Origin of the sequence: Rahnella sp. PCH160, from assembly GCF_047784855.1 — a bacterium.
Taxonomy (GTDB): domain Bacteria; phylum Pseudomonadota; class Gammaproteobacteria; order Enterobacterales; family Enterobacteriaceae; genus Rahnella.
This window is the reverse complement of sequence record NZ_JBLOGT010000002.1, coordinates 222,972-244,575: the sequence shown is the minus strand read 5'-3', so window position 1 is coordinate 244,575 and position 21,604 is coordinate 222,972. Positions and strand designations below refer to the sequence as shown.

The following is a 21,604-nucleotide window of genomic DNA, read 5'->3' as shown; positions in this document are numbered from 1 at the left end:
GTTCTGGAAATCATGGACCGGCTCGATCAGTACAGCGAGATAATTGACGGCTGGGCTGAAACTGTTGCCACCAATATGGTGACGGCGGTGAATTGGCAGGATGAGAAGGTGTGGCGCCAGCGTAGCCAGCTCATCAGTCAGGAGCTTCGGAACGTCATCAACAACACCCCAACCGGCCACGTCATGCAGTCTCTGGTCAGGGAGCAAGTCCAGTACATCAAGAGCCTGCCGCTTGAGGCCGCTGACCGGGTTTACGACATACAGAACAAGGCTATTGAGCTTGTTTCCAGTGGTGGACGTTCTACCGAACTGGCGGCGGAAATCATGCGTAGCGGTGATGTCGCTGAATCCCGAGCTAAATTAATCGCACGAACGGAAGTGGGGCGAGCAAACTCCGCGCTTACGCAGGCCAGAGCGCAATATGTCGGGTCAGATGGGTATATCTGGCGTACAGCAGATGATGGCGACGTAAGGCACTCACATCAGATGATGGAGGGTAAATTCGTCCGATGGGATGCACCGCCAACGCTCGACGGTATGACCGGGCATGCCGGTGCACTGCCGAATTGCCGATGTTATGCCGAAGTCGTGATACCTGAAAATTAACAAGTCGCTTATGCGGCTTTTTTTATGCCCGCGATCCAGCAGGTGAAAAATGAAATATTTCTTCAAAACGCGCTTAGGCAACACGCGATTCATGCTTTCCGATGGGTCACTGCTTTGCAAAGACGTCCCCATAGCACGTATCGGTACGCAGGTTTATGGCGCCGAAGAGTTACCGGAACTTGAGGCGGGAACCGATGGGCTGATCACCGTTCACCGGACGCCGGAAGAGGTTTTTAGCGAAAAGACTATTGCTTCGTTTGAAGGTATGGCAGTGACGATCGGTCACCCGATGGATTTCGCAGGAAACATCCTTTTCGTCTCTCCGGATAACTGGCGCGCCTTGTCGGTCGGGCATTTGCAAAACGTCCGGCGCGGCGATGGTGATAAAAGCGACCTTCTGATCGCCGATGTCATCGTTAAAGACAAAACCGGCATTGAAGCAATTCAGCGGGGCTCTGACGAGGTCAGTTGTGGCTACGATGCCGACTATAAGCAAATTTCCCCCGGTGTTGCCAGTCAGTTTGACATCACCGGTAATCACCTGGCACTCGTCCCTAACGGGCGGGCCGGATCCCGTTGTGCACTCGGAGATAGTATGCCAACTACAAAGAAAAGCTGGTTTGAACGGCTTGTTAAAGCCAAGAAAACCAATGATGCGGCCACTATGGCAGAACTCATCGACAACCCGCCAGACACCATGACGGGTGATGACGATGTTACCAATACAACCACTCCGGGCGGGGTAGTGAATATCCACCTCGCACCGCAACAACCATTACCGGGCCCGCAATTACCTGGCTCTACTGCTGATGAAGGCGAAGATATGCCAGCCTGGGCGAAAGCACTCATGGCACGTCTGGATAAGCTGGAAGGGACTGGCCCTGCAGAAAAAACGGGTGATGAGGACAAGGAAGAAAAAGAAGAAAAGGAAGAAAAAATCACCGGCGATGCCGCTTATCGTGCCGACCTCATCCAGCCTGGTATTCAGTTGCCCGAAAAGGCCAAAATCACCCCGTTCAAACGTACCGTTCTGGCTGCTGCAGACCAGAAAATCGTACGTGCTGTTGTGGGCGATGCTGATATTTCGAAGTTGCCAAAACGCACCGTGGATATGGCGTTCAATGCAGTTTCTGAAATTGCCAAAACCCGTAATACCAAAACCAACGACAGCGCCCGCGCAATGGGTGATGCAACGCGCTCCACCATCGCTGGCCTGAACCAAGCCAACCAGGATTTCTGGGCTAAACGAGGTTAAACCCCAATGACTTCATATTTAAAACGGATGCCTGCGGGCATTGCCGGGGCTATCTCACGCCCTCAGGATCTCACGATTGAACCCGTCATTCTGGATTCAACCAACCTTTTCGCTGCTTACGGCGTAGGCGGTAAATACTCCGGCGGAAAATTTGTCCCAATTGCTTCCGGCGATACGGCGGCGGTGCTGGCGGGTATTTTTGTTCGCCCGTTCCCTACAGCATCTCAGCCTGATGTGGTGCAGCAGATTGGCTCCGGTAAGAACTTCACTGGTGACAACCTCAAGCGCGGCTATGTCAACGTCAATATTGGCGGGGATGCCAGCAGCGTTACTCTGGGTGGCGCTGTGTATATGCGTGTTGCTACGTCTGCAATCGGTACTTTCGTGGCGGCGGCCGACAGCACTAACACTGTGCTGATCAGCAATGCCTACTTCACCGGCGCTGGCGACACCAGCGGCAACATCGAAATCGCCTTCAACCTTTAAGGAAAAGCGGACATGGTAATGCAAACCTTCGATCAGGCGACAGTAGACGGTACTGGCACCTTTTTAATCCACGAACTTGAGCGCCTTGATCAAACGCTGAATATGCCGCTGGTCTCCTATACGTGGGGCCGAGACGTTCAGTTGCGTGAAGACGTTTCAATCGCTGACGAAATCAGTTCATTCACCCAGTCTGGTTTCTCCGCGTCCGGCTCGCCGGCATCCAACGGTAAAAACTGGCTGAGCAAAACGGCAACCGCGATTGCCGGTGTAAACGTCGATATCTCCAAACAGGGCTTCCCGCTGACGCTCTGGGGTATGGAACTCGGCTGGACTCTGCCAGAACTACAGGCAGCCGCACAGGTTGGCCGTCCGATTGACTCTCAGAAATACGAGGGCATGCAGCTCAAGTGGAACATGGACACTGATGAGCAGGTTTATATCGGTGATTCCGGTCTGAATATCAAAGGGCTGCTCAATCTGACGCAGATCACCCCGACGAACGCGGCGAAAACCTTTGCCACCTCAACGCCTGACGAAATGCGCGCAGCAATCAACACCGTATTAAGTCTGGCGTGGGCAAACTCTGCGTATTCGATGGTTCCGACTGACCTGCTGATCCCGCCGGAACAGTATGGGCTGCTGGCGAGCACCATCGTTTCAACCGCGGGTAATCAGTCACTGCTGACCTACCTCGAAACCAACACCATCGCATATCACCAGAACGGCCGTCCGCTGAATATCCGCCCTGTAAAATGGGCGAAAGGCATTGGCACCGGCGGCACCGATCGCATGGTTGCCTATACGAATGATAAAAAATTCGTTCGCTTCCCGATGGTTCCACTGATGAGCGTTCCGGTTCAATACCGTGGCCTGTATCAGCTGGTGACCTACTACGGGAAGCTGGGTGCTGTTGAACCGGTATACACCGAAACTCTTGCTTATATGGACGGCATTTAGGGTTTGACGTGTGAGTTTTGACGTTTAATTAAAAGCCCCTTCGCGGGGCTCTTTGTGAGGCAGTGATGAAGACAATTTATGTTTTGAAAACGTTTATTTTCAATGACGGTTCCGGGAAGCCGGTGACTTTTGATCCGGGTTTTCATGAAGTCGAAGATGATGTCGCTGAACACTGGTTCGTAAAAGCGCACCTTTCTCCAGACGGTAAGGCGCCAGCGACGCAAACCGATTCGCGCATCACCGAGCTGGAAGGTCAGTTAGCTGAGCGTGATACCAAAATCACCGAGCTGGAAGGTCAGTTAGCTACGCTTGCGGCGCAGGTTGCTTCATTATCGGGTGGTGATAACAATGGCGGTAAATCAAAGTCTTCCGACGCCAAGTGATTTCCGTACGCTTTTCCCACAATTCGCTGACGCGACTAAATACCCCGATCTCCGCATTTCAGCCCGGCTTGCAATAGCAGACAGATTGCTTAATGAAAACGTAACTGGCACAGATTTATTCCCATATTTCTGCGGTCTGTTCGTTGCGCATTATTTATATCTGGATGCCATTGATAACCGTTCTGCGGCTTTTGGCGGTGCCGGTGGTGCCAATAGCGGCGCATTGACTTCCAAATCAGTAGACAAAGTGTCCATGAGCTATGACGCCAGCATGACCATGGATCCGAACGCTGGGTTCTGGAATAACAGTCGGTATGGTTCGGAATTTTGGGAGTATTTAATGCTGTTCGGCGCAGGCGGTGTTCAGTTAGGGGCACCATGATGAAAAGCGGATTAACCATCAGAATAGATAACGCGCAATCAGTACTCGACGCGCTTAAGACCATCGGCAACAAGGATGTGCTGGTGGGGATTCCATCTGATCGGGCATCGCGAGGCGACGGCGAAAGCATCAACAATGCCGAGTTGGGTTATCTGCATTCTTACGGCGGCACGATAGAAATCCCTGAGCACAGCGTCACGATCAACCGAAAGGTAAACCCTGATGGCTCATTCGCAAATAACGGCCAATTTGTTAAGGCAAAGAAAAGTAATTTTTCCACTATCCATACCGTCAAGGCGCACGCGGTCACGTTGCCGCCCCGGCCGTTTCTGGATTTGGGGATTGATGAAAAGCGTAATGAGATTGTCAGCCAGTTTAAACAGGCTGCGTCCGCAATACTTTCCGGGGATCCGCACGCGGCTGATGTTTCCCTTAACCGCGCAGGCATCATTGCGGCTGATGGGGCGAAAGGCATCATTCAGGCCGGCGATAAACTTACCCCACTGTCGGAAGCCACCAAAAGGAATCGGCGCGCGCGCGGGCGCGTTGGTGAAAAGCCGCTTTACGACACCGGAGAACTGCTCCGTTCCATCACTTATATCGTGAGGGATAAAAATGCCCAATCTTGATGTGTCTGAACTGCTCATGGATCCGGACTTTGCTGATGACACGCTGGTATGTCATCGCAATACCCAGACGACTGACGAAGATAATTTCCCGATAAACACACCCACTGATATTCCATTTATTGGGGTCGTCACCGTTGACCGCTCTCTCGAAGCCAAACGTATGGCCGCCGGGCAGAATATCAACGGTGCCATTCTCATCATTACTCAGTTCAGGCTAACGCAGGGGCAACCTGGTTTAGATGCTGATGGCGTGACTTATCGCGGGCGTGAATATCGGGTGACATTTGTTGATCCCTATACCGCGTACGGCGCCGGATTTGTTCAGGCCCACTGCGAGCTGATGGACTTTGACGGAGGGACGCCAGTTGAGTAACGACTCCACTACTGCGGGATACCTGACGCCGGTTGGCGACGTGCCGGCTTACGACCAAGAGCTTGAACGTGAAATCAGCCGTTGGATCCGTGGTTTGACCGGGCTGGATAAAAATCTGGTCTATCCGCGCTGGACTGACCCGCAAATCCAGATACCAAAAAACGGAACAACCTGGTGCGCGTTCGGTATCACAACCATACCGGAAGATGATAACCCTGCTTACGTCCAAACCGATGCCGGCGCTGAACAGTGGTCACACGAAACCGTTGATATTCTAACGTGTTTTTATGGCCCTCAGGGCATGGCGACCGCAAAACAGTTCAGGTCTGGCATTTTCGTTTCACAGAATAACGACGAACTAAACCGGGCAGGCATGAGCTTTATGCAGTGTGGCCGCGTGCTGAATCTCCCCGAACTCATTAATAACCAGTGGGTACGCCGGTATGACCTCAGCGTGCAGCTACGCCGAAAAGTTATCCGCACGTACGACATCAAAACCGTTATCGAAACAGACAACCCAATCACCACCGGAGATTAACTCTCATGCCTGGATTATCCGTCAGTCGCATTTCAAATGTGACCGTGACCCTATCCGCCAAGGCAGCGCAGGGGCGCAATTTTGGCTCCATGCTGATCCTCGGCACCTCCACCGTCATTCCAATCTCTGAGCGTCTTCGCGTGTACGAAAGCGCTGATGATATTGGCACTGATTTTGGCGTTACCAGTGAAGAATACAAAGCCGCCGTGGTCTGGTTCTCTCAGTCACCGCAACCGACTCAGGTCTACGTCGGCCGCTGGGTGAAAACTCTCGAAACTGGCGAGTCCGGCACGGTCGAAACATTGTTGCAGGCCGTGAATGCGCTGCTGAATTATAACTCGTGGTATGGGCTGCATCTGGCTGACTCTGTTGACCCGGCAACTGCTGATATGGTCAGCGTGGCGTCGGCGCTGCAGGCTGCGACCGTTTCCCGCATTCTGGCGTATACCACGCAAGATGCCGAGGTTATGGACGCCGCGTCAACGACCGATATTGCCTATCTGCTGAAGGCTGCAAGCTACGGGCGTACATACGTCCAGTATTCATCCTCAAGCCGTTTCGCCGCTTTGTCAGCGTTTGGGCGCGCGTTCACTGTCGATTTCACCGGTAATAACACCACCATTACCCTGAAGTTTAAACAGGAGCCCGGTATCACCTATGAAACGCTCACGGCGTCACAGGCGGATGCGCTGGAAGCGAAGAACTGCAATGTGTTTGTTCTATACGACAACGACACGGCAATCCTCGAACAGGGTGTGATGGCAAACGGCGACTTCTTTGACGAACGCCATGGCCTCGACTGGCTGCAAAACACCGTACAGACGGCGGACTACAACACTCTGTACACCTCGCCGACCAAAATCCCTCAAATCGATGCTGGTACCACCACCCGCATGGCAGCCATTGAACTGGCGCTTTCTCAGGCAGTGAATAACGGCCTCTTTGCTCCGGGCAAATGGACAGGCGGTCCGATCGGTCAGATCAGTACCAATGACTATCTGACCAAGGGGTACTACCTGTACGCCGACAGCGTTGATAACCAGCTGCAGGCGGATCGTGAAAAACGCCAGGCTATGCCAATTCAGGTGGCGGGCAAGTTAGCTGGCGCCGTTCATTACTCATCTGTCGCCATCACTGTGGTCCGCTAAGGAGAGAGCATGTCTACTTATTCTTTTATGGACGTTTCGGCGTCCTTGTCCGGCGTGACCGGCATTGTGGATCTGGGTTACGGCTCTGCGAACGCTGATGAAGGTATCACTATCACGATGGGTGAAGCGAAAAACACCATGACGGTGGGTGCCGATGGCGAAGTGATGCACAGCCTTCACGCAGGAAAAAGCGGCACGATCAGCGTCGTCCTGCTGAAAACATCTCCAGTAAATAAAAAACTGTCGTTGGTGTACAACGCTCAAAGCCTGTCGTCAGCCGCGTGGGGCAATAACGTGATTGTTGTCCGTAACAAAGCGTCCGGTGATTTGGGTACGGCACGTTCAGTGGCGTTCCAGAAGCAACCAGACCACTCAAACGCTAAAGTCGGCAATACCGTTACGTGGGTATTCGACTGCGGCAAAATCGATGAAGTTCTCGGGGAGTTTTAACCGATGGAATTTGAAATTAAAGGCGAAACCTACCGTATCGCCAAACTGAGCGTGTTCGATCAGTTCAAAGTCTCCCGCAAGCTGCTGCCGGTTCTCTCCGGGATGCTTTCCGATTTTCAGGCTATTAAGGCGCTGGCAGCCAAAAAAGATTCGGCCAGCATCATGGAAAGGGTGCTGCCGAAAATTGCTCAGTCTCTTTCAGATTTGAGTGATGAAGACGCCAATGCGGTGATCTTCCCCTGTCTGGCAGTGGCCGCGCGAAAGCACATGAAAAGTTGGGCGCCGGTGATGCAGGGTGATGTTCTGGCGTTCGATGATATGGATATGATGGACATGCTCCAAATCGTCGGTCGTGTGGTAGGCGACTCGTTGGGAAATTTTTTGCGAGGACTCCCTACAACGCCGACGCCAGAGGAGGCGGAGGAATAACGCTCAGTTCATTGCCTGAAAATCTGGATTACATTCTGCGCCCGGCTAAGGTTTTTCATCTCGATATGAAAGACCTGAAATCGGGCGCGGTTGATCTGTGCGATATCGCAATGATGAATGACTTCCTGCAGATGGAAAACGATAACGAGGCGCGGATAGCCAGGTGGAGAGCAGATAATGAACGCTGAAACATTGAAGGATTTCCTGATCTCCCTGGGCTTCGATGTCGATGATGCTGGGGCGAAAAAATTCGATTCGGTTGTCGCTGGCGTAACGGCCAACGTGCTGAAAATGGGTGCTGTCGTTGAGGCTGCCGCTGGCACCATACTGCTGTTTACCACCAAGATTGCCGCCGGTCTGGATGATCTTTACTGGGCATCGCAGCGCACTGGCGCCAGCGTCGCAGGGATAAGGGCGCTGGGTTATGCCGCGTCACAGATGGGCGGGAGCGTTGACGGAGCACGCTCCTCGCTGGAAAGCCTGTCCCGGTTTGTTCGTAACAATCCTGGTGCAGAGGGCTTTCTTAACCGGCTGGGCGTGCAGACGCGGGACGCCAGCGGCAATATGCGGGACATGTCAGCCGTGTTTACCGGCGTTGGCCAGCAGCTCAGCAAAATGTCTTATCCGCGCGCAAACCAATATGCGCAGATGCTGGGCATTGATGAAAACACACTGATGGCAATGCGCCGAGGCATCGGCGAGTACATGGGCCAGTACAACGCCATGAAAAGTGCCATCGGGTTTAATCCTGACCAGGCTGCTGCTGCATCCAACCGGTTTATGACCTCGTTACGTTCGCTGGGGGAAATGGCGGGCATGGCGCGGGATAAAATCGGCTCTAATCTCGCTAACGGACTGGCGGGCTCTATCGATAACCTGCGAAAACAAATCCTCGATAATTTCCCGAAAATTGAAGACACCATTACACGCGGCGTGCGCGGGCTGCTATGGCTGGCGGACACCATCGGACGAGTCGTGTTCCGGCTAATTCAGGCAGCAGGTGATATCCGGGAGTGGTGGAATAAACTCGATAAGGGAACTCAGCAGCTCATTGAAGTGTTCGGTGCCTTAGTTCTTGCGTGGCGTATTCTTAATAGTGCTTTTCTTATGTCGCCAATCGGTCTGATTACAGCTCTCGGCTTAGCAATCATTGGGTTGTATGACGATTACAAAACATGGGAGGAAGGCGGTAAAAGCCTGATTGACTGGGGTAAATGGAAGCCCGATATAGACTCTGCACTGGATGGTATAGACAAATTATGGACTGGCATTAATCGTCTGAAGAATGAAATCCTTGACCTCTTCGGTATCGATCCTAAAACGTGGTCCATCAAGTTTGAGTTTGGCAGCCTCACTAAACAGTTTGGCGAACTCAGCAAAATGCTTAACACCATCAGTGCATTGCTTAATGCCATCAACGAAGGCCGGTGGTCAGACGCGGCAAGCCTCGCCAAACAGCTGATGAGTCAGGGCGGCGATCAGCCGGATGCGCTGCCCGGCGTAACAGCGGTAGCGACCCAAAATAGAAACTGGTTGCTGGATAAATATCTCCAGGCGAATGATGCCGTGAATCGCTTCTTTACTCCGGGCGCTGACGGCGGGGCCGGGTCTTATGATGCTTATGGGACAGTCAAAAAACCCCAACCCACCAAAAGCGGAGCGGCATTGCTTGGTTGGTTAAACCCAACCCTGGATAAGCTGGAATCCCTTTATCATTTGCCTGAGGGGTTGCTGAAAAGCGTGGCCATCACCGAATCCAGCGGTAATCCCAATGCCGTCGGCCCCCAAACTAAATACGGGCAAGCGCAGGGGTTGTTCCAACTGATGCCCGGAACGGCCAAAGATTTAGGGCTGCGCGGTAATGATGCCTTTGACCCAGTCAAATCAGCACAGGCAGCCGCTAAATATCTGGCGCAACTGCTCAAACTCAACGGTGGTGATCTGGATAAGGCTTTAGCCTCCTACAATTTTGGGATCGGTAACGTCCGTAAATATGGCATGAGTTTACTGCCAGCAGAGACGCGAAATTATATTCCAAAGGTTCGCAGTAATATGCCAAATAATGGCATGAGCCAGCAAAACGAAACCAATATTTACATCTCGGGCGTAAGCGATCCGCGTGAGGCTGGGAATATTATTGCTGATAAGCAAAATTCCGTAAATTCCAGAAACACGCAACAACTCAAGAGGGTTAACGGCTGATGGATTTTCTCTCTGTTCTTTTTTCCCAGCGCTCGCGCCAGATAGGGATAATCATTCCGGATGTGGTCATTACGGAAAAACACAGCGATGCGCTGGAAATCACAGAGCATCCTGTGGAGGTTCCGACATCCACAACGGGTGGCGCGAGCGCTGACGGCGCTGGATTCATCGCCGAACATGCATTCCGCAGACCATCAGAAGTGGTAATGGAAACAGGTTTTTCCGGTGGCGGTTCGGTACTGGATTTCGCTGACACATCCGGGCTCGGCCTGACGCTTGGGAAAAGCCCGAAGGAAATGTATGAGGCTATTCTCGCGCTGCAGCGTTCTCGCAAACCCTTTGATGTCGTGACGGGTAAGCGGATGTACACCAATATGCTGATCCGCGTTCTGGATGTTACGACTGACCGGACCAGTGAGAACGTGCTGATGGCAACACTTACCCTCAGGGAGGTGATCACTACGCAAACGCAGGTGATCACCAGCGCTGGCAAAGCAAATATGACTCAGGGGGTTAACACAAGCGCTACGCAGAACACCGGTGTAAAAACGCCAAAGACAGTAAACCAGTCCATTCTCAGCAGCCTTTTCGGGGGATAAATGGTCGTTACAGAAATTCCGCTGACGGCAGATAACCAGACTTTCAGCATCACGCTAAACGGTAACGTATTGACGGTGCAGATCGTCTGGCGCGATTCAATGGGGTGGGTTATGGATCTGCAAAATAGCAGCGATGAAGACCTTATTGCCGGTATCCCACTGGTGACTGGCACTGACCTGCTGGCGCAGTATGCCTATCTCGGTCTCGGGTTCAGCTTGGCCGTCGCGTGCGATGAGCCTGGGGTCGAATACCCCACTCAAACTGGACTCGGGACAACGAGCCACCTCTATGCGATTACGGAGTCATAATGTCTAAGAACTGGATGCGCCATTTTGAAGTTCAGCTTTTGGATGATTCCGGCAACGGGATCGTGCTTTCTGACTTAAAAGTGACGTTCGATATTCAAAAAATGCCAGCCACCATCTTTAACGGTTTTGTCGGCAATTTCAAAATTTATAACCTGTCGCAGGAAACGCAAAACAGGATACAAAATAAAGAATTCGGGCGCGTTCGCGTTATCGCCGGATACGATGGCGATATGGACGATACAGGGAATTACCCCGATCAGAACATTGGTATGATTTTTAACGGTGAAATCCGGTTTACCGTGGCGGGTAAAGATAACATCACCGACACATGGATACTGATTCAGTCTGTTGATAGCTGGAATGGGCACATGTATGCGGGGATGCGGACCACGATTGCTGCGGGCTGGTCGTACGACACGCTTTTCAATGAGGCGATGAAGACGTATGCGCCATTCGGCATCACTGCGGGGTCAATCCCTGAGATGCCTAAAACCGTTTTCCCTCGCGGAAAAGTCATCGTTAAAAACACCTCCGATGTGATAAACGAAATCGCTGAAAAATGCGGCGCTAACTGGTGGTATGAAAACAACCAGGTTCATATCCTTCCGGAAACGAAATATCTCGATTCCATCGTTGTTCTCAACGCAAACACCGGTCTCATTGGCATGCCACAGCAGACCATGGGGGCGGGCGTTAACGTGAAATGCCTAATCAATCCCAACATCAAGCTGGGTGGCCTTATTCGCTTGGATCAGGCATCGGTATACCGCGCCAGCCTGTCGAATGAGCAGATTGGGACTGCGCCTGGCGTTCTGGGCGAAACTGCAGATAATGGGAACCTCTATGTAAACGGTATCCCTGGCGACTCACAGTTAGCTTCAATCAATATGGATGGTGATTACAAAGTGGGTAGCATCAACTATACTGGCGATACTCGCGGGCAGGCATGGTATATGGATTTGCTGTGTTTGGCTAAAGATGCGAAAGAACTGCAGACACTTAGTACAATCAATAAGGTGGGATAGTGAAGACTAAAACATTAATATTGGCATTCGCTTCATTGCTTTCTTACTCCGCACATTCAGCAACACAGTGTGGTCCTTTCTTTTTGAAAGGTGAGAGTGATGGCCTGATGCATATTAATGGTCAAGCCCCTGAGACACAAAAAATGACGTTCCTCAAACAAAAAGATGATTTTGATAACGTCATGATGCAATGGATGCTGCCTGATCCTAACGTTGGCCGCTGGTTAGGCTTCGACTACGTTAAGCGTAACAAAAAAGCCATTCTCAACGTAGAGGTTGTCCGCGTAAACATGGACGAACCACGCGAGTTCTGGACATATGATTGTGTAAAGGTGAATTGATGAAGAAATTGATTTTTGCAATGATTATATTTCCAGCAATAGTGCAGGCTGGAAATATTCGTGATTTCTTTAAGCTTCATCCAGAATTAGATAATAATATAGCAATCCACACAGCAATATCTAAAACATCCAATTTTGAGGCTGCTGGCTTTGCTCGCCGCGAAGGTGGCGATGAGGATGAGTTGATGAAAATTAAGGGTGATCAGTTTGCCATTTTGGGTTTTCGCAGGGTCAAGAATTCATGCAAATATCCTGAGGCTGCAGAGGTGTTAGGACTGACGCCTGATGACTGCGAGATTGTATTGAAAACTGATATTTAACCGCCACCAAATTTAAATGAAACCCGCCAAGTGCGGGTTTTTTATTGCCTGGAGAATTGCATGTCAGTATCCCTTGGGTCACAAGTCGGTAACCGTGAGCAACTCGATGCCGCACTGTCCAAAGCCATTTCAGCGGGATTGCGGGTGTATATGCCGGGGATCATCCAGTCATTCGACCCGGAAACCGTTACCTGTGTCGTCCAACCCGCAATCATGGGCATTAAAACTGATGACGCGGGCAATGAGCAGTCTGCCCCGCTTTCTCTGCTGACCGACGTCCCGGTGATTTTCCAGCGCGGCGGCGGGGTCACTATGACGTTCCCGGTCGAGCCCGGCGATGAGTGCCTGATAATGTTTTCCGATAGCTGCATCGACTTCTGGTGGCAGAGCGGCGGCGTTCAGGAACCGGTGGATCCTCGGCAGCATGATTTATCTGATGCTTTCGCTATTGTCGGCCCACAGTCTCAGGCGCGGAAAATCAGCGGCATCAGCGCCAATACGGCACAGATGCGCAGTGACGACGGTTCAACGTATTTCGAACTTAATCCAGCCACACAGACGATCAATATCGTCGCCCCTGGCGGATTCAACGTCACAGCGCCGCAATCCACGTTCTCGGCGGCCGTGACTATTCATGGCCTTTTAACGTGGATGGGCGGCATGGTCGGCAGCATTGCATCCGGCACAGCGGCAACGATTACCGGTGCCATCAGATTTATCGGCACGCTGACTTCCAACAGCAAAGACATCAGCGACCAGCATACGCATGGCGGCGTTCAGACGGGCAGCGGGAATACCGACAAGGTGAACTGATATGAGATATCGACGCGAAGACGCTGACGGCGATTACACGTTCGGAAAGGGTGATAACACGTTTCTGATAAATTCGCCGGAGACGGTGGCGCAGGCGGTAAAAACGCGCTTCCTGCTCTGGCGCGGTCAATGGTTTCTCGACACGACGGCCGGAACGCCTTACATCCAGTCAGTGCTCGGGAAGCAAAGCCCCGATGTTTATAACCTGGCTATTCGCCAGCACATCCTGCAAACCCAGGGCGTGAGTTCAATTACCTCCTTTGATACGTCCGTTGACAGCGCTACACGGCGCGTTTCTTTCACGGCGACCATAGACACCATTTACGGGACTGCCACAGTAACAAGCGGGGCATAATGGCTATCAATCTTGACACACTGGGGTTATCGGCAACGGTAACAGCTCAGGGGATCAGCGCGCCTGATTACCAGACCATCCTCACCACATTAACCGGCTACTTTCAGCAAATTTACGGCTCTGATGCCTACTTAGACCCGGACAGTAAGGACGGGCAAATGGTGGCGCTGTACGCGCTGGGCATTCACGACGCGAACAATACTGCAATTGCCACCTATAACGCATTTTCACCGGCGACGGGGATCGGGGTGGGCCTGTCCAGCAATGTGAAGATAAACGGTATTTCGCGCGGCGTGGCAAATAACTCGACCGTAGATTTGCTGATTACCGGCACCATTGGGCTGATAATCGCCAACGGCTCTGCAAAAGATTCGAACAACATTATCTGGACGCTGCCTACATCAGTTGTGATAGGCACCGATGGCACGGTGCTGGTTACGGCAACGTGCGCCACCGCCGGCGCAGTCGCGGCACTGGCTGGCACGGTCACCGGCATCAATACGCCGACACGCGGCTGGGTATCGGTCACAAACCCGAGTGCGGCCACCGTCGGGACGGCAGCCGAGACAGACGCGGCGCTGCGCACGCGGCAAACTCAGAGCGTGGCCTTATCCTCAATAACGCCATTTGATGCGCTTGACGGGGCTATCGCTAACGTTTCCGGCGTTACTCGCCACGTACTTTATGAGAACGATACGGGCACCGTTGACAGTAACGGACTGCCACCCCATTCAATTACCGCTGTCGTTGATGGTGGTGACGCCACGGAAATTGCAACGGTTATCCGTTTGAAAAAAGGCCAGGGCGTCACACCGAATGGCAGCACGGTCATTATCATTCTGGACACCTACGGAAACCCTCACGCCATTGGGTTTAATCGTCCCGTTCCGGTACCCGTATATGTCGATATAACCATTCAGGCTTTTGCGGGTTATACGTCTCAGGTCGGCGCTGATATCAAAACAGCGATTGCCGCTTACATTAATTCCCTGAGCATTGGCGCAGATGTGCTTTTAAGCCGGGTCTACTCCCCGGCAAACCTCGGCGTGGTAAGTGGTGGGGAAAGTCGCTACTACGACATTACCAGCCTGTTAATAGGGAAAAGTACCGGTTCATTATCGGCCAGCAATATCACCATTGTTTTTGATGAGTCAGCAACCTGTGATGTTGCAAATATCAACATAACGGTTTCGTCATGAGTAAATATACTGAACTCATCACCAACTATCATCGGCAAAAACCTCTCTTTGTCGATCACATTGACCTGATTACCCGACCTTTCACCGATGCTATTGGTTCGATATCAGGTTTAATTACAAAGTTTGATATTGATGCTGCAGAAGGCACCCAGTTAGATATTTTGGGTAAATGGATTGGCAGATCACGGGTTGTAAGTCAGCCGATATCTGGCGTCTATTTCTCTTTTGATACCGATAATCTGGGATACGACCAGGGTTCGTGGCAAGGGCCGTATGACCCGGATGAGGGATTCACCAGCCTTAGCGATGAAGTTTACCGGATTGTGCTCAAGGCAAAAATTGCCATTAACCATTGGGATGGCACAAACGAAACCTTACCTGAAATCCTGAATACAGCTTTGTCGGGTTCCGGCGTCAGAATGGTGATAGTCGATAATCAGGACATGACTATATCAATCTGGGTTTTATCCGAGTCTCAAACCCTCAGCGATACTGACCGGCTTATTCTGGATAACAGTTTAAACGGGGACGGGTTTGTGACGTTGCCAGACGGTTATGTGGCAACAGATTACACATCATTATCAATGAACTCCACATCGGCTGAAATAATAGCAGTTATAAAACAGGGTTATTTAACGGTCAAGGCTGCTGGAGTTTTCTCTGGAGAAATTATTACTCCATCAGATGGTTATCAATTCTTTGGTTTCGATGTGGATAACGAATATGTTTCCGGTTTTGATAATGGGTCATGGGAGCGAAATTTGTAACCAGTTCCGCTAATTAAATTATGAAAGTTATTAGTAAGGAATGAAAATGTCACAGAGATATAACACAGATAATCCAATACCATCAAATGCTCTCACGGATTTAAGTGATAATCTAAGTGCAATTGATGAATTCGTTAATAACCCCTCTGGGAAAACCTTTAACAGAAAAGGTAAGGAATTTTCTGTTCTTCAAGTTCAGGTGAATGAAAGAATTAATGAAATAACTATCGCCGGACAACAAGCAATAGAAAGTGCCGACCAGGCGTTACAATCTGCAAGTGCTGCCGAATTAAGTAGCCAAAACTCACAGGCTGCCATGGGTGCAGCTCAAACTGCAGCGGAAAGCGCTCAGTTAGTTACTGAAGAATTCACCACACAATATGCAAGTTATGATGGGCTTAAATATATAGGTAGGTGCCCAGACATTGCCACGCTGAGGACAATTGAGCCTTCAGCAGCAAGGCAGAAGATCGATGTTGTCGGCTACAACCCCAATACGCATACTGGAGGTGGCTACTTCGTTTATGACGCGAACGACTCTACAACCGCCGATGATGGAGTTGTGTGCATTGTTACTGGTAATAGTGCTCGCTGGAAGCGAGTAGTCAAGCAGGGGGCGGTCACGCTGGCTATGGCTGGCGCTAAAATCAATGGCACTGATTATGACACGGCATCATTAATTTCCTGCCTGGCGACCGGACTCGATGTTGTACTCCCTGCCGGGTGGTACACCTTGGAATGTAACACGATTAACGTTCCCGCTGGAGCGAGGATTTATCTTGAATCCGGGGCTGTAATTACTTGGGTGAATAACACTGGCAGCAGCGGTGGTAGTCAGCAAGCTTGGGGCTTTATGGTTCAGAATGTCGGGGACGTAGTTATCGCCGGTGGCATACATGAGCACCCAGATGACACGATGGTAGTTTTGGCGGTGCAAAGTGGTTCGCATGACTGCTCTATCGAACATACGGAATTACGAGGGCCACGACTGATCGATGTAATGGATGGGGCAAATGATTATGCTGTAACGACCTCAGCATCCCGACCAAAAAATATCAACTCCAGCTTCGTAAAAGCTACTACGGTCACTCGCTCTACCACCTCGGCCCTGATTCAATACCGCTACACCGAGGGTGGGATTTGCGAGAATGTGACTGTCGATGGGTACTACTACGCAGCGATGTTCTGGGGTGGAGATTCAAATTACAACATCAACGGTGCTGTAGGCAATGAGAGAAAATGTAAGAATTTGACCTTCCAAAATATCAGGGCTAATGTCGTTTGGGCGGGTATCTGGGGTTCAATGGGCGATAATATTGAGATTAGCAGCTGCCGCGTGGAGTCGTTAGATCCAAGCCATTGCGATGTTGGTATTGATTTCGAGGGCTGCACTAACTGCCGCGCATATTCCTGCTACGCGAAAAACTGGGCCAACGGTGGCGTCGCGACATTCTTCTTCAATAACCAGGTGTCGTTCGATAACTGTGAAATAGTGGTCGATAACACTAATTCGCGCTTTGCCCGCTTCTACAATGCCGCTCAAAATACCAAAGCAGATGGGATCTATATCACGAACTGTAGATGGAGAGGCATAGGCATTGTTTCCGCCATCGTACAGATGGGGGCTGCTAACAACCTTATCATCCGAGGGAATAAGTTTATCAACTGCATCCTTTGGCTCGTTGCGAATAATAACGGTTTTATAAATGTGTCCGATAACAACTTCTATTACGACACTGTTCCGTACACGAATTTCAACGACTACGGCATCTACGCGATGCTGGCTGTGGGGGGGTTCCATAGTGGCGGATCGACCGCAAGTGGTGCTGTGCCAGCAGCAAAGTCTGTGGCAAAAGACAACTGGTTTGCAACATCTGCCACATTCCCATCTCCATCTTATGCAAACTGGTTCCTGCATGTTGGGTACAATAATACCTCATCAGTAGATGTGTCTGGCGGCGGAACCCTCAGCGCTGGAATTGTCAATGATATTGGCTTTGTTAATGGTGGTCAGAATGCAGGTATTGGTCTCAGATTCAGCGCAAGAGACTTTACTTTCTTCAATAAAACTTGGACTACGGAACTCATAAATTCAGCCACACTCATGCCAAAAGGCACCGTGAAAGGAAAGACCAATCTCGGAATTGCTTGGCCTAATGCTCTTACTGATAATGTGTCGTACGCCACTACGTATTTCGATGTAAGACAAGAGTTTGAGTTGATCACTCCGACAGACGCAAAGCGTGGGGATATCGTCAAAACTGCTGGTATTGGTACTGCCGCTGTAACAAGAACTTACTAAGGGGTAATTATGATCTGGAAAGATGCGCAAGCCGCGATCGCGGCCGGTTCAAAAATAATTTCCGCTCGGCTGGGAGCTAACGAATATGTTGCCGCCTCAATTGAGTCAGATGAAGACGCTACTTCGATTACTTTATTCTCCCCTGATGGGGATCTTGTCGGGTGGAGGCCATCACTATCAGATCAGATGTCAGATGACTGGGAGATCTCTTAGTCTTAATTGTCAAATTCACCCCCACCCCAACCGTGATTATTTAACTTAATTTGTTATTTCAAGCGACATTATAGCTATAGCAGCTATAGCCATTTACATAAGAAGTCATGTTTATGATATAAGTAATATTGTAACCACTAACTGTAATATTATCGTCATAGAATCCTATGGTGGTGTCTCTTAAAATTTCATATCAATAACGGCCTAGGATATTATATCTTTGGTTTAATAATTAACATGGAGAAGGGGAAATAACTCTAAATTAGCATTAAGTATAAATTGAAATGGTAACTATTTATATAAAGTCCTCCAATGAAATTACCGACGGCGGTTCTGTAGAGTATCTTGTTGTTCGAGGCGAGAAAGTAAATGAATCATTATAACCGGGTTGGTAAGAAATTATTCATATTTGATAAAATGGTTTCAATTAGCATTTAAATATTAAGTTTAATAATCACATTTATTATCTCACCCATGCTGAGTAGTTTCCAACTAACATATCTGCTAATAAACCTATAAATATAGGATAAAAATAATGTCGACAAATAATTTTAAACCGTTCGGGATCGGGTCTGGTGCGAACGTAACGGATCAAACCGCCTATGAAGCACTGGCCGCTTTATTGACGGGGTTTCAGTCAGGTAAAGCCTCTTCAGCTCAAATAAATAAAGCGTTACGACAAGGGACCGTCATGTCGAGCGTTCTCGCACAGTTCATTAGCGACACATTGGGCGTAGATGTTCTTGATAATGGCGTAACAGCAACAATTCTGACGAATCTCAAAGCGGCTCTTTTGGCGGCAGGGACAGGTCGTTTGATCGGCATGAGGGTTTTCACATCATCTGGGACTTACACCTCCTCATTAGGAACAGCATTCGTTATCGTTGAGGCTCAGGGTGCTGGAGCTGGCGGTGGTGGAGTTCCGATTACAGGTGCTGGTTCATCAACTGCTGGAGCTGGTGGCGGTGGTGGAGGGTATGGCCGTCGTCGTATCACTAGTGGATTCAGTGGTGTGGCAATTACTATCGGCGCAGGCGGTGGCGGAGTCACTGGGGCTGCCGGGATTGCCGGCGGGAATACGACATTCGGGTCACTTCTTACGGCTGGGGGGGGCACGGGTGGCACCCTTGGAGGGACTACAACCACGGTCGTTGCGCCTTCAGGTGTTGCTGGTGCTGGTGGTGCTGTTGCCCTGGCTGATACTTTCAGGGTTGGCGGCGGTGGCGGTGTAGGAATTATCGGGTCAAGTTTCTCTCTCGGAGGTGCTGGTGGGGATTCTTTCTTTGCCTCAATGACCCCATACGGATCACTCTCAGGAACTGGAATAAATGCAGGTAGCAGCGGCACGGCAAATCATGGCGCTGGAGGTGCTGGAGCTATTGGCGTTAACAATGGTGCTGCCGCAGCCGGTGGCGCAGGCGGTTCTGGTATTGCAATCGTTTGGGAGTACGCATAATGGAAAGTAACTACGCAATTATAAAAGACGGGTTTGTGGTGAACACTGTTGTCTGGGATGGCGATGGGGACATTTTTTTTGATGTTACACCCGTTGAAATCACAGACGATTTTAATGCATCTATTGGGGATGCTTACGTTAATAATGCTCTCTATGCCAAGCCGCGTGATGGCTATGATTATACGTTTTCTACCGAGACACTGGCCTGGACAATCACCGCTGAGAGTGCAGAACTCAAATCAGCTGCGAGTGCCGAGGGCAACTTAGAAACAGCCCAATCAGAATACACCCGCGCTTCAGATAAAATCACAGCCTTACAGCAACAAATTGACGATGAAGATTATTCGGGGACGGATACAGTTGCAGCCGTCGCAGTGGAAAAATCGACTTTGGTGACCTACCGTAAAGCGCTGAGGGCGTATATTGCGACAGGGGACGGCACAGCTATTCTTCCAGCACAACCAAGCTCTTAGCCAGAAAGCCTGCACCTTACCGCAAAGAAATGTCCGCATTTTTGATTAATATTGCTCAGATGAAAATGTGAAAATATCATGTCACTGACATTTCTTTGCATTTTCTTTGAGAGTATTCTTAGTGCATGTTAATGATGCGAAGGAGTATTCAGGATGAAAATAAGGAATGGGGCTTTATATGGTCTGCCCCTGCTATTGATTGGCGGGATAGCATTTGCAAGTTATAGCGGTGGGAATAACCCTGTATACGTGCGAGATGCCTTAAGCGCTGTTAGCAACAAAATGTCTTATAGCTATGGCGTGAGCAAGTGCAAGGCGGCTCTCAATGGAGACTCTCAGTGGGAAATGGCGTGCAGTTCTTTATTAACGCCTTCAACTTTAACCTTTACCATCCAGCCGGCAGACAAAGCGCCGTATGATGTGGCAACGTCATTTTATCTCACAGCAAGCAATGAACCTGCAAAGAAAGCGTCAGGCGAGGGATTGCTGAGCTATCTGATGATTAACAACGGTTAGAAAATTTAATGCGCCGTCAAAATGTATACACCCGCTTCGGCGGGTTTTTTATTGGCTTGCAAATCATGCCTGCAATGGTTTTATATTCAGTATTTGATGGTTGAAACATGAGCAGTTGGGATTTAGGTTTTGATGTCGTATATCGAGGTTGGGATCGGGAGGGCGTCTATCGGGACGCGGCTGAACTGATACGAAAAGGAAAGGGGGAGAAAATTGAATTTATCTGATTTTTTATTCGGAAGTCTTCTGCAAAACGTTTTTTGTTCTTATTGAAACCAATGAGTTAGAGAACAAGTTTTTTTCGATTAATCTTGGCAGGAATCATACATTAATTGTTTTTTTTCATTGCGTTACAAGTGAATAATCTGCCTACGAGCAGGGCAGGCGGATGAACTGCAGCGTTTTGTCGCGCAGGATCCAGGTGCTGTTGGTGACGTTGTCCAGCAGGCTGCGATCGTGGGAAACCAGCACAAAACTGCCGCCCCAGTTTTGCAGAAACTGCTCGAGCCACAGCAGCGTGGGCAGATCCAGATGGTTACTCGGTTCATCCAGCAGCAGTAAATCCGGCTGACGGATAAGCGCACGCGCCAGCATCAGCCGCGTATGTTGCCCGCCGCTGAGCGTTCCGGCGGCCAGGTTCCAGTTTTTTTCCCCGAAGCCCAGCGTCGCAAGCAGCACTTCTGCCTGCCAGCGTTCCGGTTGATGCAGGCTGCCGGGCAAATGGTTTTGCACCGCGTCGATCAGCGTTGCGTCCTGCAATGCAACGGGAAGATGCTGTTCTACCGTCGCCATAATGCATTGATTCGACAGTGTAACCGTACCGGAAGTGGCCGCCAGTTCGCCGTTCAGGACTTTCAGAAGGGTACTTTTTCCGCAGCCGTTATGGCCGATAAGCCCGATGCGGTCGCCTTTTTTCAGGCCGAAAGAAATCTCCTTCAGCAACGGGCCGAAGGCATTATCGAAGGATATGGATTGTGCAGATAATAATGTCATGGTGCTTACTCAGGTTTTACAGGCAAACAAATGCCTGTCGTCAATAAAGCCGACGATAACCGGTAAGCCGGAGGGAAGTTCTCAG

28 protein-coding genes and 1 pseudogene are annotated in these 21,604 nt (G+C 50.3%); 28 read left to right on the top strand and 1 reads right to left on the bottom strand.

All coding sequences use genetic code 11. The annotated features are described in order from the left end of the window. The first annotated feature begins 12 nt into the window (after window positions 1–12). From ACM5QY_RS23875 to ACM5QY_RS23740, 28 genes are all read left to right on the top strand, one after another. Window positions 13–606 (top strand): phage head morphogenesis protein, encoded by a 594-nt coding sequence (locus ACM5QY_RS23875; RefSeq protein WP_416123146.1) that lies wholly within the window; start codon window positions 13–15, stop codon window positions 604–606. A 49-nt stretch (window positions 607–655) separates the two neighbouring features. Beyond that, on the top strand, window positions 656–1,861 hold the full coding sequence (locus ACM5QY_RS23870) for a DUF2213 domain-containing protein (protein ID WP_416123145.1): 1,206 nt from the start codon (window positions 656–658) through the stop codon (window positions 1,859–1,861). Window positions 1,862–1,867: 6 nt separating this feature from the next. Further along, window positions 1,868–2,347: a structural cement protein Gp24 gene (locus ACM5QY_RS23865; RefSeq protein ID WP_416123144.1), complete on the top strand. Its 480-nt coding sequence runs from the start codon at window positions 1,868–1,870 to the stop codon at window positions 2,345–2,347. 18 nt (window positions 2,348–2,365) lie between these two features. Continuing rightward, entirely contained in the window at window positions 2,366–3,304 is a 939-nt protein-coding gene (locus tag ACM5QY_RS23860) for a DUF2184 domain-containing protein (protein WP_416123417.1), read from the top strand. Window positions 3,305–3,369: 65 nt separating this feature from the next. Continuing rightward, window positions 3,370–3,687 carry an STY1053 family phage-associated protein gene (locus tag ACM5QY_RS23855; protein WP_416123143.1) on the top strand — a complete coding sequence of 106 codons (318 nt, stop codon included), beginning with the start codon at window positions 3,370–3,372 and terminating at the stop codon, window positions 3,685–3,687. Next, window positions 3,653–4,069, top strand: coding sequence for a DUF4054 domain-containing protein (locus ACM5QY_RS23850; RefSeq protein WP_416123142.1), 417 nt, complete (start codon window positions 3,653–3,655; stop codon window positions 4,067–4,069). The genes ACM5QY_RS23855 and ACM5QY_RS23850 overlap by 35 nt, the downstream gene beginning before the upstream one ends. Continuing rightward, window positions 4,069–4,698 carry a hypothetical protein gene (locus tag ACM5QY_RS23845; RefSeq protein WP_416123416.1) on the top strand — a complete coding sequence of 210 codons (630 nt, stop codon included), beginning with the start codon at window positions 4,069–4,071 and terminating at the stop codon, window positions 4,696–4,698. Before ACM5QY_RS23850 ends, ACM5QY_RS23845 begins: the two co-directional genes overlap by 1 nt. Continuing rightward, on the top strand, window positions 4,685–5,071 hold the full coding sequence (locus ACM5QY_RS23840; RefSeq protein WP_416123141.1) for a head-tail adaptor: 387 nt from the start codon (window positions 4,685–4,687) through the stop codon (window positions 5,069–5,071). Before ACM5QY_RS23845 ends, ACM5QY_RS23840 begins: the two co-directional genes overlap by 14 nt. After that, complete coding sequence (locus ACM5QY_RS23835; RefSeq protein ID WP_416123140.1) at window positions 5,064–5,609, top strand: phage neck terminator protein; 546 nt, start codon at window positions 5,064–5,066, stop codon at window positions 5,607–5,609. The genes ACM5QY_RS23840 and ACM5QY_RS23835 overlap by 8 nt, the downstream gene beginning before the upstream one ends. A 5-nt stretch (window positions 5,610–5,614) precedes the next feature. Beyond that, window positions 5,615–6,757, top strand: a complete 1,143-nt coding sequence (locus ACM5QY_RS23830) for a DUF3383 family protein (protein WP_416123139.1) — start codon at window positions 5,615–5,617, stop codon at window positions 6,755–6,757. 9 nt (window positions 6,758–6,766) lie between these two features. Beyond that, window positions 6,767–7,207, top strand: coding sequence for a DUF3277 family protein (locus ACM5QY_RS23825; protein ID WP_416123138.1), 441 nt, complete (start codon window positions 6,767–6,769; stop codon window positions 7,205–7,207). Between the two features lie 3 nt (window positions 7,208–7,210). After that, window positions 7,211–7,636: a phage tail assembly chaperone gene (locus tag ACM5QY_RS23820; RefSeq protein WP_416123137.1), complete on the top strand. Its 426-nt coding sequence runs from the start codon at window positions 7,211–7,213 to the stop codon at window positions 7,634–7,636. Window positions 7,637–7,701: 65 nt separating this feature from the next. After that, window positions 7,702–7,824 carry a DUF6889 family protein gene (locus ACM5QY_RS23815; RefSeq protein WP_416123415.1) on the top strand — a complete coding sequence of 41 codons (123 nt, stop codon included), beginning with the start codon at window positions 7,702–7,704 and terminating at the stop codon, window positions 7,822–7,824. Further along, window positions 7,814–9,838: a transglycosylase SLT domain-containing protein gene (locus tag ACM5QY_RS23810; protein ID WP_416123136.1), complete on the top strand. Its 2,025-nt coding sequence runs from the start codon at window positions 7,814–7,816 to the stop codon at window positions 9,836–9,838. The genes ACM5QY_RS23815 and ACM5QY_RS23810 overlap by 11 nt, the downstream gene beginning before the upstream one ends. Further along, window positions 9,838–10,437: a phage baseplate protein gene (locus tag ACM5QY_RS23805; protein WP_416123135.1), complete on the top strand. Its 600-nt coding sequence runs from the start codon at window positions 9,838–9,840 to the stop codon at window positions 10,435–10,437. The genes ACM5QY_RS23810 and ACM5QY_RS23805 overlap by 1 nt, the downstream gene beginning before the upstream one ends. Beyond that, the gene (locus ACM5QY_RS23800; RefSeq protein ID WP_416123134.1) at window positions 10,438–10,746 is read left to right on the top strand and encodes a phage baseplate plug family protein; all 309 of its coding nucleotides are present in this window, start codon (window positions 10,438–10,440) and stop codon (window positions 10,744–10,746) included. Next, window positions 10,746–11,771 carry a baseplate hub protein gene (locus ACM5QY_RS23795; RefSeq protein ID WP_416123133.1) on the top strand — a complete coding sequence of 342 codons (1,026 nt, stop codon included), beginning with the start codon at window positions 10,746–10,748 and terminating at the stop codon, window positions 11,769–11,771. Before ACM5QY_RS23800 ends, ACM5QY_RS23795 begins: the two co-directional genes overlap by 1 nt. Then, window positions 11,771–12,112, top strand: a complete 342-nt coding sequence (locus ACM5QY_RS23790; protein WP_416123132.1) for a hypothetical protein — start codon at window positions 11,771–11,773, stop codon at window positions 12,110–12,112. Before ACM5QY_RS23795 ends, ACM5QY_RS23790 begins: the two co-directional genes overlap by 1 nt. Beyond that, window positions 12,112–12,432 (top strand): hypothetical protein, encoded by a 321-nt coding sequence (locus ACM5QY_RS23785; RefSeq protein ID WP_416123131.1) that lies wholly within the window; start codon window positions 12,112–12,114, stop codon window positions 12,430–12,432. Before ACM5QY_RS23790 ends, ACM5QY_RS23785 begins: the two co-directional genes overlap by 1 nt. A gap of 60 nt (window positions 12,433–12,492) precedes the next feature. Continuing rightward, the gene (locus ACM5QY_RS23780) at window positions 12,493–13,245 is read left to right on the top strand and encodes a Gp138 family membrane-puncturing spike protein (protein WP_416123130.1); all 753 of its coding nucleotides are present in this window, start codon (window positions 12,493–12,495) and stop codon (window positions 13,243–13,245) included. 1 nt (window position 13,246) lies between these two features. Continuing rightward, window positions 13,247–13,600: a hypothetical protein gene (locus ACM5QY_RS23775; protein ID WP_416123129.1), complete on the top strand. Its 354-nt coding sequence runs from the start codon at window positions 13,247–13,249 to the stop codon at window positions 13,598–13,600. Continuing rightward, entirely contained in the window at window positions 13,600–14,799 is a 1,200-nt protein-coding gene (locus ACM5QY_RS23770; protein ID WP_416123128.1) for a baseplate J/gp47 family protein, read from the top strand. Before ACM5QY_RS23775 ends, ACM5QY_RS23770 begins: the two co-directional genes overlap by 1 nt. Continuing rightward, a complete protein-coding gene (locus ACM5QY_RS23765) occupies window positions 14,796–15,566 on the top strand; it encodes a baseplate wedge 1 family protein (RefSeq protein WP_416123127.1) in 771 nt (256 codons plus the stop codon). Before ACM5QY_RS23770 ends, ACM5QY_RS23765 begins: the two co-directional genes overlap by 4 nt. A 46-nt stretch (window positions 15,567–15,612) precedes the next feature. After that, window positions 15,613–17,868, top strand: coding sequence for a hypothetical protein (locus ACM5QY_RS23760; protein ID WP_416123126.1), 2,256 nt, complete (start codon window positions 15,613–15,615; stop codon window positions 17,866–17,868). 9 nt (window positions 17,869–17,877) lie between these two features. Beyond that, a complete protein-coding gene (locus ACM5QY_RS23755; RefSeq protein ID WP_416123125.1) occupies window positions 17,878–18,081 on the top strand; it encodes a Thoeris anti-defense Tad2 family protein in 204 nt (67 codons plus the stop codon). Between the two features lie 535 nt (window positions 18,082–18,616). Beyond that, window positions 18,617–19,537, top strand: coding sequence for a hypothetical protein (locus ACM5QY_RS23750; protein ID WP_416123124.1), 921 nt, complete (start codon window positions 18,617–18,619; stop codon window positions 19,535–19,537). After that, window positions 19,537–20,010, top strand: coding sequence for a hypothetical protein (locus ACM5QY_RS23745; protein ID WP_416123123.1), 474 nt, complete (start codon window positions 19,537–19,539; stop codon window positions 20,008–20,010). Before ACM5QY_RS23750 ends, ACM5QY_RS23745 begins: the two co-directional genes overlap by 1 nt. Window positions 20,011–20,163: 153 nt before the next feature. After that, a complete protein-coding gene (locus ACM5QY_RS23740) occupies window positions 20,164–20,526 on the top strand; it encodes a hypothetical protein (RefSeq protein WP_416123122.1) in 363 nt (120 codons plus the stop codon). A 372-nt stretch (window positions 20,527–20,898) separates the two neighbouring features. On the opposite strand, the pseudogene ACM5QY_RS23735 reads toward ACM5QY_RS23740, so the two are convergent. Then, window positions 20,899–21,519 (bottom strand): annotated as a pseudogene (locus ACM5QY_RS23735) (ATP-binding cassette domain-containing protein); the annotation flags it as partial. Window positions 21,520–21,604: the final 85 nt, after the last annotated feature.